At 67.2% G+C, this 15,743-nt stretch carries 14 protein-coding genes; 10 read left to right on the top strand and 4 right to left on the bottom strand.

Going from position 1 to position 15,743, the window contains the following annotated elements:
- The first annotated feature begins 72 nt into the window (after positions 1 to 72).
- The gene (locus tag N5J29_RS04700; RefSeq protein ID WP_164151485.1) at positions 73 to 1,677 is read left to right on the top strand and encodes a glucan biosynthesis protein D; all 1,605 of its coding nucleotides are present in this window, start codon (positions 73 to 75) and stop codon (positions 1,675 to 1,677) included.
- Between the two features lie 221 nt (positions 1,678 to 1,898).
- Here N5J29_RS04700 and N5J29_RS04695 read toward each other — a convergent pair whose 3' ends face one another.
- The gene (locus tag N5J29_RS04695; protein ID WP_053516051.1) at positions 1,899 to 2,519 is read right to left on the bottom strand and encodes a thymidine kinase; all 621 of its coding nucleotides are present in this window, start codon (positions 2,517 to 2,519) and stop codon (positions 1,899 to 1,901) included.
- Between the two features lie 39 nt (positions 2,520 to 2,558).
- Positions 2,559 to 3,317 carry a sel1 repeat family protein gene (locus tag N5J29_RS04690; RefSeq protein ID WP_239519777.1) on the bottom strand — a complete coding sequence of 253 codons (759 nt, stop codon included), beginning with the start codon at positions 3,315 to 3,317 and terminating at the stop codon, positions 2,559 to 2,561.
- A 118-nt stretch (positions 3,318 to 3,435) separates the two neighbouring features.
- On the opposite strand from N5J29_RS04690, the gene N5J29_RS04685 reads away from it, so the two are divergent.
- Entirely contained in the window at positions 3,436 to 5,412 is a 1,977-nt protein-coding gene (locus tag N5J29_RS04685) for a UvrD-helicase domain-containing protein (RefSeq protein ID WP_053516100.1), read from the top strand.
- Positions 5,413 to 5,498: 86 nt separating this feature from the next.
- Complete coding sequence (locus N5J29_RS04680; RefSeq protein WP_053516055.1) at positions 5,499 to 6,026, top strand: GNAT family N-acetyltransferase; 528 nt, start codon at positions 5,499 to 5,501, stop codon at positions 6,024 to 6,026.
- A 48-nt stretch (positions 6,027 to 6,074) separates the two neighbouring features.
- Here the strand turns inward: N5J29_RS04680 and N5J29_RS04675 are convergent, their stop codons facing one another.
- On the bottom strand, positions 6,075 to 6,725 hold the full coding sequence (locus N5J29_RS04675) for a YceH family protein (RefSeq protein WP_053516057.1): 651 nt from the start codon (positions 6,723 to 6,725) through the stop codon (positions 6,075 to 6,077).
- A gap of 90 nt (positions 6,726 to 6,815) precedes the next feature.
- Between N5J29_RS04675 and N5J29_RS04670 the strand changes: the two genes are divergently transcribed.
- The 5 genes from N5J29_RS04670 to plsB all read left to right on the top strand — a co-directional run bounded on the left by N5J29_RS04670 (position 6,816) and on the right by plsB (position 13,409).
- Complete coding sequence (locus tag N5J29_RS04670; protein ID WP_204313625.1) at positions 6,816 to 7,742, top strand: 5'-nucleotidase, lipoprotein e(P4) family; 927 nt, start codon at positions 6,816 to 6,818, stop codon at positions 7,740 to 7,742.
- On the top strand, positions 7,739 to 8,464 hold the full coding sequence (gene pyrF / locus N5J29_RS04665) for an orotidine-5'-phosphate decarboxylase (RefSeq protein WP_053516059.1): 726 nt from the start codon (positions 7,739 to 7,741) through the stop codon (positions 8,462 to 8,464). Before N5J29_RS04670 ends, pyrF begins: the two co-directional genes overlap by 4 nt.
- Positions 8,465 to 8,683: 219 nt before the next feature.
- Positions 8,684 to 9,505 (top strand): serine protease, encoded by an 822-nt coding sequence (locus N5J29_RS04660; protein ID WP_065182122.1) that lies wholly within the window; start codon positions 8,684 to 8,686, stop codon positions 9,503 to 9,505.
- A gap of 314 nt (positions 9,506 to 9,819) precedes the next feature.
- A complete protein-coding gene (locus tag N5J29_RS04655) occupies positions 9,820 to 10,773 on the top strand; it encodes a hypothetical protein (RefSeq protein WP_164151484.1) in 954 nt (317 codons plus the stop codon).
- Positions 10,773 to 13,409: a glycerol-3-phosphate 1-O-acyltransferase PlsB gene (plsB, locus tag N5J29_RS04650; protein ID WP_065174083.1), complete on the top strand. Its 2,637-nt coding sequence runs from the start codon at positions 10,773 to 10,775 to the stop codon at positions 13,407 to 13,409. Before N5J29_RS04655 ends, plsB begins: the two co-directional genes overlap by 1 nt.
- A gap of 122 nt (positions 13,410 to 13,531) precedes the next feature.
- Here the strand turns inward: plsB and N5J29_RS04645 are convergent, their stop codons facing one another.
- On the bottom strand, positions 13,532 to 13,735 hold the full coding sequence (locus N5J29_RS04645) for a DUF465 domain-containing protein (RefSeq protein WP_053516066.1): 204 nt from the start codon (positions 13,733 to 13,735) through the stop codon (positions 13,532 to 13,534).
- A gap of 91 nt (positions 13,736 to 13,826) precedes the next feature.
- Here N5J29_RS04645 and ttcA point away from each other — a divergent pair, with 91 nt between their 5' ends.
- Positions 13,827 to 14,747 (top strand): tRNA 2-thiocytidine(32) synthetase TtcA, encoded by a 921-nt coding sequence (gene ttcA / locus N5J29_RS04640; RefSeq protein ID WP_181452149.1) that lies wholly within the window; start codon positions 13,827 to 13,829, stop codon positions 14,745 to 14,747.
- Between the two features lie 36 nt (positions 14,748 to 14,783).
- Positions 14,784 to 15,689 (top strand): recombination-associated protein RdgC, encoded by a 906-nt coding sequence (locus tag N5J29_RS04635; RefSeq protein WP_164151482.1) that lies wholly within the window; start codon positions 14,784 to 14,786, stop codon positions 15,687 to 15,689.
- Positions 15,690 to 15,743 lie beyond the last annotated feature (54 nt).

Genomic DNA, 15,743 nt, shown 5'->3' with positions numbered 1-15,743 from the left:
TGCGCTCTCCGCTGCCCGTTAACGTTTGTCTGCCTATGATGGCCGACCCTTCCCTGTGCCTGACGCGCCTGCATGCAACGACGCGACTTCATCCGCAACGCCTCCCTGGCCCTGGCAGCCTTCGGCCTGCCGTCCCTGCCCGCCTGCGCCGCCAGCAGGAACGGCCAGGTCGGCCTGCGCCGCCTCGGCCAGCCGCAGCCGTTCAGCTTCGCCACCCTGAAGGGGCAGGCACGCGCACTGGCACAGGCCCCCTACCAGAGCCACAAGCGGGTGCTGCCGGGCCGGCTTGAAGCGCTGGACTGGGACCAGTACCAGTCCATCAGCTATCGCCAGGACCACGCGCTGTGGGCCGACCAGCCGGGCAAGTTCCAGGCCAAGTTCTTCCACCTGGGCCTGTACTTCCATTCGCCGGTGCGCATGTTCGACGTGGTCGACGGCCAGGCGCAGGAACTGGCGTATGACGGTGCAGCGTTCAACTACGGCAAGAGCGGGATCCGCAACGGCGAACTGCCGGCGGACCTGGGCTTCGCCGGGTTCCGCCTGAACACCCGCAAGGATACCGACCGCGATTTCGCCGCGTTCCTTGGCGCCAGCTACTTCCGCGCGGTCGGCAAGGAAGGCCAGTACGGGCAGTCCGCACGCGGCCTGGCGATCGATACCGGCATGGGCAGGCCGGAGGAGTTTCCCGACTTCATCGCCTATTACCTCGAGCAGCCTGCCGCCGATTCGGACACCATCATCGTCTATGCGTTGCTGGACTCGCCCAGCGTAGCCGGCGCCTACCGCTTCGCCATCACCAACGGCGATGTGCTGCTGATGGACATCGACAGTGCGCTCTATCCGCGCAAGGCGATCCAGCGCCTGGGCATCGCGCCGTGCACCAGCATGTACCAGGTGGGTGAGAACGACCGCCGCATGGACTGGGACTGGCGCCCGGAGATCCACGATACCGATGGCCTGTCGATGTGGACCGGGGCCGGTGAGTGGATCTGGCGGCCGCTGTGCAACCCGCGCAACCTGCGCTTCAACATGTTCGTCGACCGCAATCCGCGTGGCTTCGGCCTTCTGCAGCGCGACCGCAACTTCGATCACTACCAGGACGACGGCGTCTTCTATGAGAAGCGCCCCTGCCTGTGGATCGAGCCGAAGGGCGAATGGGGCGAGGGCTCGGTGCAGCTGGTGGAGATCCCCACGGTCGATGAGACCTTCGACAACATCGTCGCCTTCTGGAATCCGAAGGAGAAGCCGCAGCCGGGACAGGAGCTGCTGGTCGGCTACCGCCTGTACTGGGGCGCCGAGCCGCCGGCACGGCCACCGCTGGCGCATTGCGTGGCCAGCCGCACGGGGCTGGGTGGTGTGGTCGGCAAGAAACGCGAGTACTTCTCGTGGCGCTTCGCCGTGGACTTCGAAGGCGGCGAACTGGCAAAGCTGATCGACAAGGCCGAGGTCGAGGCAGTGGTGGAAACCAGCCGGGGGCGTGTCGAGATCGTATCGGCGCGTCCGCTGCGCGAGATCGACGGTTACCGCGCGATGTTCGACCTGGTGCCGCCGGAGGGCAGCACCGAACAGATCGACATCCGCCTGTACCTGCGCAGCGGTGGCAAGCCGCTGACCGAAACCTGGCTGTACCAGTACACCCCGCCGCCGGCCGGTGCACCGGAGCGGACGCTGTACTGAGTGGGTGTCGGTTTGCAGGGCTTGCAGCCCCCCATCCGCAGACGCCGGAGCAACATCAGAAGCTGGCTCCCTGTGGATAGGCAATTTCCCGGGATGAGTTGGACATGCCGATGGGGTCAGATCCGTTTTCCCGAAGGAAAACGGATCTGACCCCACAGTTTCACTCGACGTTGACGTTGCTTGAAGCTTCCGCAGGTGAGCGCAGCCCTGCCAAACACCGCCTACAGCGGCAAGGGTGCCTGCATCGGCTCGATGCGGCCTTCACCGCGGGTGATCTTCTTGAACTCGGCCCGGCTCACCGACACATAGCGGTCGTTGCCGCCGATCTCCACCTGCGGGCCGTCCTGCACGGCATGCCCATGCTCATCCACGCGGACGGTCATGATCGCCTTCTTGCCGCTGTGGCAGATGGTCTTGATCTCCTGCATCTCGTCGGCCCATGCCAGCAGGTACTGGCTGCCTTCGAACAGTTCACCGCGGAAATCGGTGCGCAACCCGTAGCACAGCACCGGGATGCGCAGCTGGTCGACCACTTCGCTGAGCTGCCAGACCTGCGCGCGGGTCAGGAACTGTGCTTCGTCCACCAGCAGGCAGCCCATCGGCCCGTTCGATGCCAGGTCCTGTTCGGCCCAGCGCTGCAGGTCGGTGTCGCGGTCGAACGCCATGCCTTCGGCGCGCAGCCCGATGCGCGAGGCCACTACGCCTGCGCCCGCGCGATCATCCAGGCGCGGGGTCAGGATCGCCACCCGCATGCCGCGCTCGCGGTAATTGTGCGCGCTCTGCAGCAGGGTGGTGGTCTTGCCGGCGTTCATCGCCGAGTAGTAGAAGTAGAGCTTGGCCATCGGCCAATTGTACGCATCCGCTGCGCAGCCGGCCGCAGGCTACTTCGCTGCCGGTGGCACGTTCGGCAGCTGCTCCAGTTCGCCCACTTCGACGGAGGCATCCAGTGGGCGGGCCCAGAACGCATCCTGGTTGCACCAGTACCGCTGGGGATCCCACCAGGCCTTGTCGTAGACCAGCTGCGCCGGCACCTGAGGGGTAACCAGGCCGGGCATAGCGTCGGGCCCCGAACGCGACGCCACCATCAGCCCGGGCGAGATATGGCCCGTACGCGAGCCGGTGATCTGGCCAAGGCCCTGGCGCAGCTTCCTCTCCATGCGCGGCTTGGCCTGGGCATCGCCGAAGCGTGCATACACGGCCTGGCCCCGGTGCACGGCCTGTGCGCGTTCGGTCTCGTCCAGCTGCTCCCAGTAGAGTTCGCGCTGGCGCAGGAAATCGTGGTACATCCGCTCGGCGGCCAGATCCATCCAGACATAGGCCAACGGCCGGTCGACGGCGGTCCCGACGCCCTGCCAGTACATCCGTGCCACCATCGACTGCGAGAACTTGTCGGCATACAGCGCGGCAGTGCGGAAGCTGCGCAGCGCCTGCGCGTACTTGCCCTCGCGATACAGCCCCAGGGCATGACCCCGCCATCGCAGGTCAGGATGGGCCTCAAAGAAGCCGTTGGTGAGTACATCGCGGGGAATGGGCTTGGCCGGTTGCAACCTGCACTCCAGCGCCGGCGCGGCGGCCACCGCCAAGCCTGGCGCAGCCATCGCGAGTATGACCAGGCAGAACAAGCGCGTGTGCGTGTTCATGACATCACTCCATTGATGCGTCTGCCCACTGATAGCACCGGACGGCGCCCATCGCAAGCCGGGCCGGGCGATGGCGACTCTGTGGTGGTGCCCGGCCGCCCGGTACAATCCGCCCATCATGCACGGTCTCAATCCTCCCCAAGCCGCCGCCGTCCTGCACATCGAAGGCCCGTTGCTGGTGCTGGCCGGTGCCGGCAGCGGCAAGACGCGCGTGATCGTGGAGAAGATCGCCCACCTGATCGGCTGCGGCCGCTACCCGGCCCGCCGCATCGCCGCGATCACCTTCACCAACAAGTCGGCCAAGGAGATGCGCGAACGTGTGGCCAAGCGTCTGCGCGAGCAGGACGCCGACGAGGTGACCATCTGCACCTTCCACGCCCTGGGCCTGAAGTTCCTGCAGATCGAGCATGCGGCGGTGGGCCTGAAGCGCGGCTTCTCGATCTTCGATGCCGACGACGCCGCCGCGCAGATCAAGGACCTGATGCATGGCGCCAAGCCCGACGATATCGAGGACATGAAGAACCTGGTGTCGCGGGCGAAGAATGCCGGTCTCTCGCCCGAGCAGGCGATGGCTGCCGCGCGCAGCAACCGCGAGAAGGAAGCAGCCAGCGTCTACGAGCGCTACCAGCTGCGCCTGACCGCTTTCAACGCGGTCGACTTCGACGACCTGATCCGCCTGCCGGTGCAGATCCTGGAGGAGAACCCGGAGATCGCCCTGGCCTGGCGCGAACGCATCGGCTACCTGCTGGTGGACGAATGCCAGGACACCAACGACGCGCAGTACCGCCTGCTCAAGCAGCTGGCCGGGGACAAGGGCAACTTCACCTGCGTGGGTGACGATGACCAGTCCATCTACGCCTGGCGTGGCGCCAACCCCGAGAACCTGCAGCAGATGGGGCGCGACTACCCCACGCTGGAGATCATCAAGCTGGAGCAGAACTACCGCTGCTCCAACCGCGTGCTGCGCGCGGCCAATGCGTTGATCGCCAACAACCCGCACGAGCACCTGAAGAAGCTGTGGAGCGATCAGGCCGACGGTGAGCGCATCCGCGTATGGGAATGCCGCAACAGCGAGCACGAGGCAGAGAAGGTGGCCGCCGAGATCGCCTTCGTGGCGCAGTCGCGCAACGTGCCGTGGAGTGACTTCTGCATCCTGTTCCGCGGCAACTTCCAGTCGCGGCCGCTGGAGAAGGCGATGCAGCTGCTGCGTATTCCCTATCACCTGACCGGCGGCACCATGTTCCTGGAGCGCCAGGAAGTGAAGGACACGCTGGCCTGGCTGCGGCTGCTGGTGAACCCGGACGACGACACCGCATTCATGCGTGCCGTGCAGGCGCCCAAGCGCGACGTGGGTGCCGGAACGCTGGCCAGGCTGGCCGAACTGGCATCGGAAAAAGACATGCCGATGGCCCAGGCGGCCGAGGCGATCGGCGCGCTGTCGCAGCTGCCGCCGCGCGCTGCCAACAGCCTGGCGCGTTTCACCGACATCCTGCGCGACCTGCGCGCACAGATGCGGCAGGTCAGCTCCGGTGACATGATCCGCAAGGTCGCCAAGGAATCGGGCCTGCTCAGCGAGCTGCGCCAGCAGGCCAAGGAAGAGGCCAGCTACCAGCGCCGCGCCAACAACATCGAGGAACTTGCGCAGTGGTTTGAAGGCGGTCCGCGCGGTGCCACCGCCGCCGATCTGGCCGGCCAGCTGGCACTGTTGTCGCGCAGCGACAAGGATGAGGGCGGCAACCAGGTGCGGATGATGACCCTGCATGCCTCCAAGGGCCTGGAGTTCCCGTATGTCTTCATCGTCGGCTGCGAGGACGGCGTGCTGCCGCATCAGGTCAGCCTCGACGAAGGCAACCTGCAGGAGGAGCGGCGGCTGCTGTACGTGGGTATCACCCGCGCCAAGATCCAGCTGTGGATGAGCTACAGCAAGCTCACCCGCAAGTTCGGCGAGCATGTGCGGCTCAAGCCCAGCCGCTTCTTCGACGAGATCCCGGCCGAGGAGATCCAGCGCGACGGCGCCGATCCGGTGGCCGATGCCGCGCGCAAGAAGGAGCGGGCAACGGCGGGACTGGCGGCGATCGAGGCCCTGTTCGACTGACCGGGGTCGGATCCCTTCCCGCAGGGAAGGGCTCTGACCCCAGCACATCGCCCTACAATCGGGCCTCTCCACCCACAGGTCTGCGCATGCATCCCATCGAAAGCGAACGCCTGCGGCTCCGCCGCATCGAGCCAGATCGTGATGCGGCGCCGATGCTGGCGCTGCTCAACGATCCTGGTTTCGTGCGCTTCATTGGTGACCGCAACGTGCACAGCGAAGCGCAGGCCCGCGAGTACATCGCCCTGCGCGTGCTGCACAGCTATGCGTTGAACGGGTTCGGCATGTATGCCATCGAGCGTCTGTCCGATGGCGCCTGGCTGGGCAATGCCGGGCTGGTCCGGCGCGACGGCCTGCCGGGACCGGACATCGGCTATGCACTGTTGTCGGAGTACACGGGGCACGGCTACGCAGGAGAAGCAGCGCGGGCGGTCTTCACCCACGCGCGCGGCGCCCTTGGCTTGCAGGACCTCTATGGCATCACCGACCTGGACAACGTCGTGTCCGGGAAAATCCTGCTGGGCCTGGGCATGTGCGAACAGGGGGTCATCCAGCTGCCGGGCATCGCCACGCCCAGCCGTCTGTATGCCACGCCGGGAGCGGCGCCGGTCGGCTAGTCCGCCTGTACCGCATCGACAGCGTTGGGCCAGGCCCGGCGGGCCGCCTCAGCCGCGCAGGTCCGCCAGCTGCGCCTGCAGTTCGGCCACTGCCGCTTCCAGCTGGGCCACCCGTTCAGCCAGGCCCGGGTCGGCCGGCTCGCTGCCACCGGCACCGCCTGCGTACCGTGCCGCCAGTGCCGCCGCGTCCACCTCGCCGCACAGCAGGTGCATATAGCGGTCCTCGCGCTGGCCGCTGGCGCGCGGCAGCACGATGAGCAGCGCGCGCTGCTGCAGGCGCTCGATGGCGTGGCGGGCTTCGTCGGTGTCGGCGAAGCGGTACAGGCGCTCGCTGCGCGTGACCAGCTCGCCCAGTGTCTGCGGCCCGCGCAGCAGCAGCATCGCCAGCAGCACGGTCTGCTGCCGGGTCAGGTCCAGCGCGGCCTGCAGGCGATGCTCGTAGCGGTCTGCACGCGAGGAGAAGTGCTGGCGCGCCAGGCCCATCGACTCCAGCTGGCGCAGCGCGTGCTGGACACTGCCGGCGTCGACGTTCATCACCGGCTCGCGCGCGGTCTTCTGGTTGGCGGCCGACTGGGCGGCGTTGACCGTCAGCGGGTAGGTGTCCGGCGTGGTCGCCTCCTTCTCCACCAGGCAGCCCAGCAGGCGGGCCTGCACGGGATCGAGCAGGGGACGGTCGGGGGTCTGGATGGCATCGGTCATGGCGGCCTCCGGGAAGGCATCGGGTCAACCGCCAAGCATAGCCGTCCCGATGGCGCCTTTGCCGGTAAAATGAGCCGATATCTGTTGCCGGTGAATGCCATGCGTCGTCCTGTTTCCCTGTCCCTCACCCTGCTCGCCACGGCGCTGCTGGGTCTGTCCGCCTGCAAGCGCGTCGAGACCCCGGCCACCGACGCGGCCGCTCCGGTGGCCCCGGCTGCCAAGACCGGGGCGGCCGGCGAAGCGACCGCCAACGACAACCTCAACGCGGTGCTGTGGATGCAGCGCGCGCAGGAGTACCGCGCGATCACCGAGCAGACCTACCGTGCCGCCGCCGACCGCCTGGACGGCGCGCTGAAGGAAGCCCACTGGGACGCGCTGGTGCCGGAAGAGCGCGGCAACGAAGCCAAGGGCCTGAAGCCCGCGGTGGTGCTGGACGTGGACGAAACCGTGCTGGACAACTCGCCCTACCAGGCGCGCCTGGTGCGCGATGGCAAGGAATACGACGAGCTGAGCTGGGACCAGTGGGTCGCGGAGAAGAAGGCCAAGGCGATTCCCGGCGTAGTCGATTTCGCCAAGGCGGCCAATGCCCGCGGCGTGACCCTTCTGTACATCTCCAACCGCGCCGTGCACCTGAAGGAAGCGACCCTGGCCAACCTGCGCGAGCAGGGCCTGCCGGTCGCCGATGACAGCGTGTTCCTGGGCCTGGGCACCGTGGTCGAAGGCTGCGAGCAGGCCGGCAGCGAGAAGAACTGCCGCCGGCGCCTGGCCGGGCAGAAGTACCGCGTGCTGATGCAGTTCGGCGACCAGCTGGGCGACTTCGTGGAAGTGACCGCCAACACCAATGAAGGGCGTGACGCACTGCTGCAGCAATACCACGACTGGTTCGGCGAGCGCTGGTGGATGCTGCCGAACCCGACCTACGGCGGCTTCGAGCCGGCGCAGTTCAACAATGACTACAGCCAGTCGCGCCAGGCACGCCATGATGCCAAGCGCGCTGCCCTGGACTACGCGCCGTGAGCCGCGCACCGCTGCCGCTGCGCGACGATGAGCGCCTGATCTTCGCGCTGGATGTCCCTGACCGCGTACAGGCACTGGAGTGGGTCGACCGCCTCGGCGAGAGCGTGGCTTTCTACAAGATCGGCATGGAACTGCTGGCGTCCGGTGACTACTTCCAGGTGCTGGATGAGCTGGCGCGCCGCGACAAGCGCGTGTTCGTCGATCTGAAGTTCTTCGACATCCCCGCTACCGCGGCGGCGGTGATCCGGCGGCTGTCGCAGTGGCCGGTCAGTTACGCCACCATCCACGGCTGGCATCCGGCAATGATGGAAGCCTGCGCCGCGGCCAGCACCGGCGACATGCGCCTGCTGGCGGTCACCGTGCTGACCTCGATGGGGCGTCCGGACCTGGCGCAGATGGGGATCGACCGCGAGCCGGTGGACGTGGTGGTCGAGCGCGCGCTGGCCGCGCAGGCCGCCGGTATCGACGGAGTGATCGCATCAGGCCAGGAAGCCGCGCCGATCCGTGCCGCGACCGGTGCCGGCTTCTCGATCGTCTGCCCGGGCATCCGCCCCGGGGGTCCGGTCGGCGACGACCAGAAGCGTACCGTCGGCGTCGCCCAGGCGTTTGCCGATGGCGCCGACGCCATCGTGGTCGGTCGACCGATCCGCCTGGCGGCCGATCCGCAGGCAGCGGCGCGGTCGATCCAGCAGGAAATCGCGTCGGCTTTGGCTGCACGCTGAGTCCCGCACCAACAGCGATCACGGTGACATCATGAACGCCATCGCGCTGCATGCGGGATGGCGTTCGCAATTGTGGCTCCCGTAATGACGCGACCGTCCCCACACCGATGAACTGTGAGCCCGCTCGCAGTGCGCGGGGGTGGTCGCCCTTCCAATCGATGCACCGGCGTGGACCGCGGCTTCGCCGGTTCCAATCATCGATAGAGGGAGTACAAGGATATGTATCGCAGCACCTCTTTGCTGTTCGGTGGCCTGCTGGCCGCTGCCATCTTTCCTGCCACCGCAGCAGCACCGGCGACCGGGTCGCCCCACATCATCGGCGGCGCCCCGGCCGTGCCCGGCGAGTATCCGTTCATGGTCAGCCTGCAGGGCCTGGAGCTGGGGGACAGTGACTTCGACCGCCACGTCTGCGGCGGCACGGTGATCTCGCCGTCCTGGATCCTGACCGCCGCGCACTGCGTACAGGGCAACTCGCCCGCGCGGCTGGCGGTGCTGGCCGGCAGCACCACGCTGGCCACCGCGCCATCGCCTCGAGCGTCCAACATCAGGGCGATCCACGTGCACCCGGCCTTCAACAGCGGCAACACCCTGGAGCACGACGTGGCCCTGATCCACCTCAGCGCGCCGCTGGCCGACGTGCAGCCGGTTGCCCTGCGCCTGCGTCCGGACGCCAGCTATCTCAAGCCGGGTCGTGATTTCACCGTGATCGGCTGGGGTGACACCGGCATCGATGACGACGTGATCTACCCGACCGAGCTGCAGGCGGTGCGGACGCCCTTCGTGCCCTTCACGCAATGCCAGCAGGCATACGCCGGCGAGCTGGCCCGCGGCAAGGTGATCTGTGCCGGTCGCGAGGGCATCGACAGCTGCCAGGGGGATTCGGGCGGGCCCCTGCTGTTGCGCCTGCGGGAGGGCTGGACCCAGTTCGGCATCGTCAGCTGGGGCGAAGGCTGTGCCCTGGCTGGCTACCCGGGGGTTTATGCCCGAATCGCCGAAAAACATGCCGTGGATTTCATCGAATCCGTGTGGCAACGCGATTGATTCAATAAAATCAATAAGTTGAATAACATTACATCATGTGTTGCCTTAAGTTGTGCGGCGGCGTAGGATCGCGCCATCCGGTCTTCGGACCGGACCTGCGCCACAACACTGTCCTCCGGCCTCGAGCCGGCTTGAGGAGCCTGTGATCCCCGTGATCCGGGCTCTTTTTTTATCCCGGTGGCGGCGCTGGGGTCAGATCCCTTCTGCCGCAGCAGAGGGGATCTGACCCCCTTGGCTGGAAACCGTGACGTCCCGGCTTGCCGCTGTCACCTTGCAGGCCGCAAGATGCGGACCGGTCCGGGGAGTCCGAAGGCATGAGCACGGTAGTGCGAACGAAGTCTGCACGAGGGTGGGGGCTGGCGGCCATGGTGCTGCTGGCCGTGGCCGCGTGCCGCGAGCCAGGCAGTGATCCGGCCCGACCGGCAGCCGAACCGGTGGCCGCCGTGCAGGCGATGTCGCAGCGTCTGGCCGAGGACGATCTGCTCGGCTATGCGAAGCTGTCGGTGCCCCCCAGCCAGTACCAGCGGCTGCAGCAGGCCTGGGCGGACGGACACAGCCAATGGCCGCTGACCGAACTGCCGCTGGGTGACCAGCTGCTGCCGATGCTGGCCGCCCTGCGCAGGCCCGGCGCCAGTGCCGAACTGCAGCGCAGTTTCGACCGCCAGCTGGCCGGGCAGTCCGGCGCGGTGCGCCAGGCCGCGCAGTCGATGGGCAACTTCGGGGTGCAGTACCTGCGCCATCAGAAGGGATACACGCCCAGCCAGCAGGCCCACTACATCGCCCTGGTGGAGGCCCTGTCCGGCTGGGCGCAGGGCGCACCGATCAGCGATCGCGCACGGGCGCGCAGCAGCATCGCCGCGCTCGTCGGCGCCGCCACCCAGGTCGGCTTCGAGGATGATGCCGGCCTGCAGGCCGCGGGGATGGAAGGCAGCCTGCAGCAGCTCGCGCCGTTCATCCACACGCTCAAGGCCGTGCTGGCCAGCTACGGGCTGGGGGTGGACGAAGCCCTGCGCAGCATCCGCGGCGAAGTGCTGTCACTGGAGGGCGACAACGCGCTGGTCCGCCTGCAGTACGACCTGGCCGGGCGCGAGCTGACCCTGCAGCTGCCGCTGAGCCGGCGCGAAGGTCACTGGTACCTGACCCGCACTCTGGCCGATACCGACGCGATACTGCGCCAGGCCGACGCGGCCCGTGCGGCAGCCGCGCCCGCCCCGGCCGAACCCGCCGATGCAGGCGAAGAAGCGGCAATGCCGCCGCCTAAGCCATAATGGCGCCGATGTCGAAACAGAACCCGCTGCCGTTCCCCGGCGAAGAATCCCAGTCGACGCCCGCCGAAACGGCGCTGGCGTCCCCCTCGACCAGTACCGGCCCGAATCCGGTGCCGCCGCCCGTGCACGCCCGTCCTCCTGGCCGCCGCCCGCTGTGGGCACGGCTGCTCGGCCGCCTGGTCGAGCCGTGGCTGTCGCTGAAGATCGAACCTGAGGATCCGGGCCAGTACAACGATGGCCGTCCGGTGATGTACGTGCTGGAAGACTACGGGCTGTCCAATGCGCTGATCCTGGACAAGGCGTGCCGCCAGGCGGGCCTGCCTTCACCGCTGGTGCCGCTGGCCGGCGACCCGACCGGTCGCAAACGCGCCTACCTGGCACTGTCGCGGCGCAGTTCCAGCAACTCGCTGATTCCGGAACAGCGTGGCGCCAAGACCCATTCCGATTCGCTGGCCAAAGTCCTGCAGGCGCATCGCGTGCATGAGGATCTGGACGTGCACCTGGTGCCCGTGTCGATCTTCGTCGGCCGCGCGCCGGACAAGCAGAGCGGGTGGTTTGCCGTACTGTTCTCGGAGAACTGGGCGCTGGTCGGCCGTTTCCGCCGCCTGCTGGCGGTCCTGCTCAACGGCCGCAGCACCATCGTCCGCTTCGCTCCGCCGATTTCGCTGCGCTCCACCGTCAACGAGGGCCTGGAGCCCGAGCGCACGGTGCGCAAGCTGCAACGCGTGCTGCGCACCCATTTCCGCCGTATCCGCGAATCGGTGATCGGCCCGGACCTTTCCACCCGCCGCCTGCTGGTGGACCAGGTACTGGCCGCCGAGCCGGTACGCGAAGCGATCGCCGCGCAGGCCAAGCGCGACAATTCCAAGCCGGCCGATGCCTGGAAGAAGGCGCATGCCTACGCCTGGGAAATCGCTGCGGACTATTCCAGCCCGGTGGTGCGCTCGGCCAGCTTCATGCTCAGCCATGTCTGGAACCGGATCTATGCCGGTGTGCTGGTTCACCATCTGGACAAGTTCAAGGCGGCCGCGCCGGGCCATGAAGTGGTGTACGTGCCCAGCCACCGCAGCCACATGGACTATCTGCTGCTGTCCTACCTGCTGTACGACCGCGGCATCGTGCCGCCACACATCGTGGCTGGCATCAACCTCAACCTGCCGGTGGTCGGCACGCTGCTGCGCAAGGGCGGCGCGTTCTTCATCCGCCGCTCGATCCGCGGCAACGCGCTGTACTCGGCGGTGCTCAGCGAGTACGTCGCGCAGCTGGTGGCCGGTGGCTATTCCATCGAGTACTTCGTCGAGGGCGGCCGTTCGCGTACCGGCCGCCTGCTGCAGCCCAAGGGCGGCATGATCTCGATGACCCTGCGTGCCTTCCTGCGCCAGCCGCGCAAGCCGGTGCTGTTCCAGCCTGTCTACATCGGCTACGAGAAGCTGATGGAAGGCGGCAGCTACCTGGACGAACTCTCCGGCCGACCGAAGGAAAAGGAATCGATCTGGCAGCTGCTGTGGGGCATCCCCAAGGTGCTGAAGCAGAACTACGGGCAGGTGGTGGTCAACTTCGGCGAGCCGATCGCGCTGAACGACGTGCTGGCCGAGAAGGCGCCGGAGTGGAAGGGTGAGGCGGTGCCGGAAGACGAGAAGCCGGCATGGCTGTCGACCACTGTCGATACACTGGCCGAGCGCATCCAGGAACGCATCAATGGTGCGGCGGACGTCAACCCGATCAATCTGCTGGCATTGGCCCTGCTGTCCACGCCCAAGCATGCAATGGGCGAGGCGGACCTGATCGCGCAGATCGAACTGTGCAAGACCCTGCTGGTCGAGATGCCGTATTCGGACCGGGTGACGGTGACTCCGCATTCGCCGGAGCGGATCATCGCCCACGCCGAGGAGATCAACGTCCTCACCCGCATCAAGCACCCGCTGGGCGACGTGCTCAGTGTGAGCGGCGACACCGCGGTGCTGCTGAGCTACTTCCGCAACAACGTGCTGCACCTGTTCACCGCCTCCTCGTGGGTGGCGTGCTGTTTCCAGAACAACCGCCGCATGAGCCGCACCGGCCTGGTCCAGCTGGGCCGCACCGTCTACCCGTTCCTGCAGGCCGAGCTGTTTCTGCCGTGGACCGAGGACGAGTTCGCCCAGCGCATCGACCAGACCATCGACGTGTTCGTGCGTGAGGGACTGCTGCAGAACGTCAACGAGGACGATGGCGGCATTCTTGCCCGCAACACCGGGCAGACCGACGAAGTGTTCCGCCTGCGTGCGATCGGCCACTCCCTGCAGCAGGCCTTCGAGCGCTACTACATCGCCATTTCGGTGCTGGTGAAGAACGGGCCGGGCACGCTCGGCGCCGCCGAACTGGAAAGCCTGTGCCAGCAGGCCGCACAGCGCCTGAGCCTGCTCTACGCGCCGGCGGCACCGGAGTTCTTCGACAAGGCCCTGTTCCGCAGCTTCATCCAGAAGCTGCGCGAACTGCGCCTGGTATGGCCCGACGAGAACAGCAAGCTGCTGTTCGACCAGCGCCTGGATGCCTGGGCCAAGGACGCCAAGTTCATCCTCGGTCGCGAACTGCGCCACACCATCGAGCGGGTCAGCCCGGAAGCCGCACGCCCGGACGAGCCTGCGCCGCAGGATTGAAGGTCGCGCCGGGTCCTACGGTAGGTGTGGACCTTGGTCCACACACCTTCCAGTCGTGCCAACCAAGGTTGGCACCTACCAGGGCAGAGGCCAACCAAGGTGGGCACCCACCTGAGCCCGGCTCACGCCGGCTCGTCGGGAATCTGCAGGCTTTCCAGCCGGGTGATGCAGTCCTTCAGCTGCAGCTTGCGCCGCTTCAGGCGTTTGGACTCGAGCTCGTCCTCGCCATTGGCCGCCATGCGGGTGATCTGTTCATCCAGCAGGCGGTGCTCGGCGCGCAGGGCGGCGAGGCGTTCGGCGATCTCGGCGGGGCTGTAGGTGTCCACAGCCTCCGAGCATACACAGCGATGATGACCACCGGGAGAGGGCCGGACCGTTCCCCGGCCGGGGCCGCTCCAAGCCGGTAGAATGGCAGGCATGAGTGCCGTGATCTCCCTTCCCGATCCCCTGCCGCGCGCGCCCCGCGATCCGCGCGTGGCCGAGCGCGAGCAGCACAAGCTGGCCAAGCGCCTGCGCCGCCAGGTGGGCGAGGCGATCGCCGACTTCGGCATGATCGAGGCCGGCGACAGGATCATGGTCTGCCTGTCCGGCGGCAAGGACAGCTATACCCTGCTGGACATGCTGGTGCAGCTGCAGAAGAAGGCACCGGTGCCGTTCGAACTGGTGGCGGTGAACCTGGACCAGAAGCAGCCGGGCTTCCCCGAGCATGTGCTGCCGGAGTACCTGGCCGGGCTCGGCGTGCCGTACCACATCATCGAGCAGGACACCTATTCGGTGGTCAGCCGGGTGATTCCGGAAGGCAAGACGATGTGTTCGCTGTGCTCGCGCCTGCGCCGCGGCGCGCTGTACCACCATGCCGAGACCCATGGCTTCACCAAGATCGCGCTCGGCCACCACCGCGACGACATGGTGGCCACGTTCTTCATGAACCTGTTCCACCACGCCAAGCTGTCGGGCATGCCGCCGAAGCTGCGCAGCGATGACGGCCGGCACGTGGTGATCCGGCCGCTGGCCTACGTGCGCGAAAGCGACATCGTCGCGTACGCGCAGGCACGCCGGTTCCCGATCATCCCCTGCAACCTGTGCGGCAGCCAGGAAAACCTGCAGCGCCGCCAGGTCGGCCTGATGCTCAAGCAGTGGGACAGGGACCACCCCGGCCGCATCGAGCAGATCGCGCGCGCCATGGGCCAGGTCCGGCCCTCGCAGCTGGCCGACACGTCCCTGTTCGACTTCATGGCGCTGGGCCGTCGCGATGACGCACCGCTGCCCGATGCCCATGCCTGGCTGGCCGGTACCCCGGTCGACGCCGACGCAGATCCCGAGACGCCCACCGCATAAGGTCGGTCGCCCTTTCTCTTTGCCATCCGGAAATCCATGTTCTTTCGCAACCTGACGTTCTTCCGTTTCCCGACCGCCACTGATTTTTCTGAAATCGATACGCTGCTGCCGCACGCCGTGCTCAAGCCGGTCGGCGCGCTGGAGATGAATTCGCGCGGCTTCATTTCACCGTTCGGCCGCGAGGAGAAGGAACAGCTCTCGCATCGCATCGCCGAGCACCTGTGGCTGACGGTTGGCGGCGAGGACAAGATCCTGCCGGCAGCCGTGGTCAACGACCTGCTCGAGCGCAAGCTGGAGGAGATCGAGGAGAAGGAAGGCCGGCGCCCCGGCGGCCGCGAGCGCAAGCGCATGAAGGACGACCTGCTGCATGAACTGCTGCCGCGCGCCTTCGTGAAGTCCTCGCGCAACGACGCCTTCATCGACCTGCAGCACGGCTACGTCGCGGTGGATACGTCCAGCCGCAAGACCGGCGAGTACTTCATGTCCGACATCCGTGGCCTGCTCGGCAGCTTCCCGGCAATGCCGCTGAACGCCGAAGTCGCGCCGCGTTCGATCCTGACCGGCTGGATCGCCGGCGAACCGCTGCCGACCGGGCTCAGCCTGGGCGAGGAGTGCGAGATGAAGGATCCGGTGGAGGGCGGTGCGGTGGTCAAGTGCCAGCACCAGGAACTGCGCTGCGACGAGATCGACAAGCACCTGGACGCCGGCAAGCAGGTGACCAAGCTGGCGCTGATCTTCGAAGACAACCTGTCCTTCGTCATCGGCGACGACCTGATCGTGCGCAAGCTGAAGTTCCTCGACGGCGCCCTGGACCAGCTCGAGCATGCCGACGAGGAGGGCCGGCGCGCCGAGTTCGACGCACGGTTCGCCCTGCAGAGCGCCGAGATCCGCCGCTTGTTCCTGCTGCTGGAAGAGGCGTTCAAGCTCAGCAAGGCTGACTGAACAGGCACCGCGTGGGCCGCCGGTCATCCAGCGGCCCGAAGCGGCGCTATGCTG

The sequence above is a fragment of the Stenotrophomonas sp. GD03680 genome, from assembly GCF_029844625.1.
GTDB classification, from domain to species: domain Bacteria; phylum Pseudomonadota; class Gammaproteobacteria; order Xanthomonadales; family Xanthomonadaceae; genus Stenotrophomonas; species Stenotrophomonas maltophilia_P.
Note: the sequence above shows the minus strand (reverse complement) of the source record. Positions and strands in the feature narration are given on the sequence as shown.

Bases quoted from the DNA above. Each gene is read 5' to 3' on its own strand.
- N5J29_RS04700 (WP_164151485.1), top strand. From the start codon at position 73: ATGCAACGACGCGACTTCATCCGCAACGCCTCCCTGGCCCTGGCAGCC.
- N5J29_RS04695 (WP_053516051.1), bottom strand. From the start codon at position 2,519: ATGGCCAAGCTCTACTTCTACTACTCGGCGATGAACGCCGGCAAGACC.
- N5J29_RS04690 (WP_239519777.1), bottom strand. From the start codon at position 3,317: ATGAACACGCACACGCGCTTGTTCTGCCTGGTCATACTCGCGATGGCT.
- N5J29_RS04685 (WP_053516100.1), top strand. From the start codon at position 3,436: ATGCACGGTCTCAATCCTCCCCAAGCCGCCGCCGTCCTGCACATCGAA.
- N5J29_RS04680 (WP_053516055.1), top strand. From the start codon at position 5,499: ATGCATCCCATCGAAAGCGAACGCCTGCGGCTCCGCCGCATCGAGCCA.
- N5J29_RS04675 (WP_053516057.1), bottom strand. From the start codon at position 6,725: ATGACCGATGCCATCCAGACCCCCGACCGTCCCCTGCTCGATCCCGTG.
- N5J29_RS04660 (WP_065182122.1), top strand. From the start codon at position 8,684: ATGTATCGCAGCACCTCTTTGCTGTTCGGTGGCCTGCTGGCCGCTGCC.
- N5J29_RS04655 (WP_164151484.1), top strand. From the start codon at position 9,820: ATGAGCACGGTAGTGCGAACGAAGTCTGCACGAGGGTGGGGGCTGGCG.
- plsB (WP_065174083.1), top strand. From the start codon at position 10,773: ATGGCGCCGATGTCGAAACAGAACCCGCTGCCGTTCCCCGGCGAAGAA.
- ttcA (WP_181452149.1), top strand. From the start codon at position 13,827: ATGAGTGCCGTGATCTCCCTTCCCGATCCCCTGCCGCGCGCGCCCCGC.
- N5J29_RS04635 (WP_164151482.1), top strand. From the start codon at position 14,784: ATGTTCTTTCGCAACCTGACGTTCTTCCGTTTCCCGACCGCCACTGAT.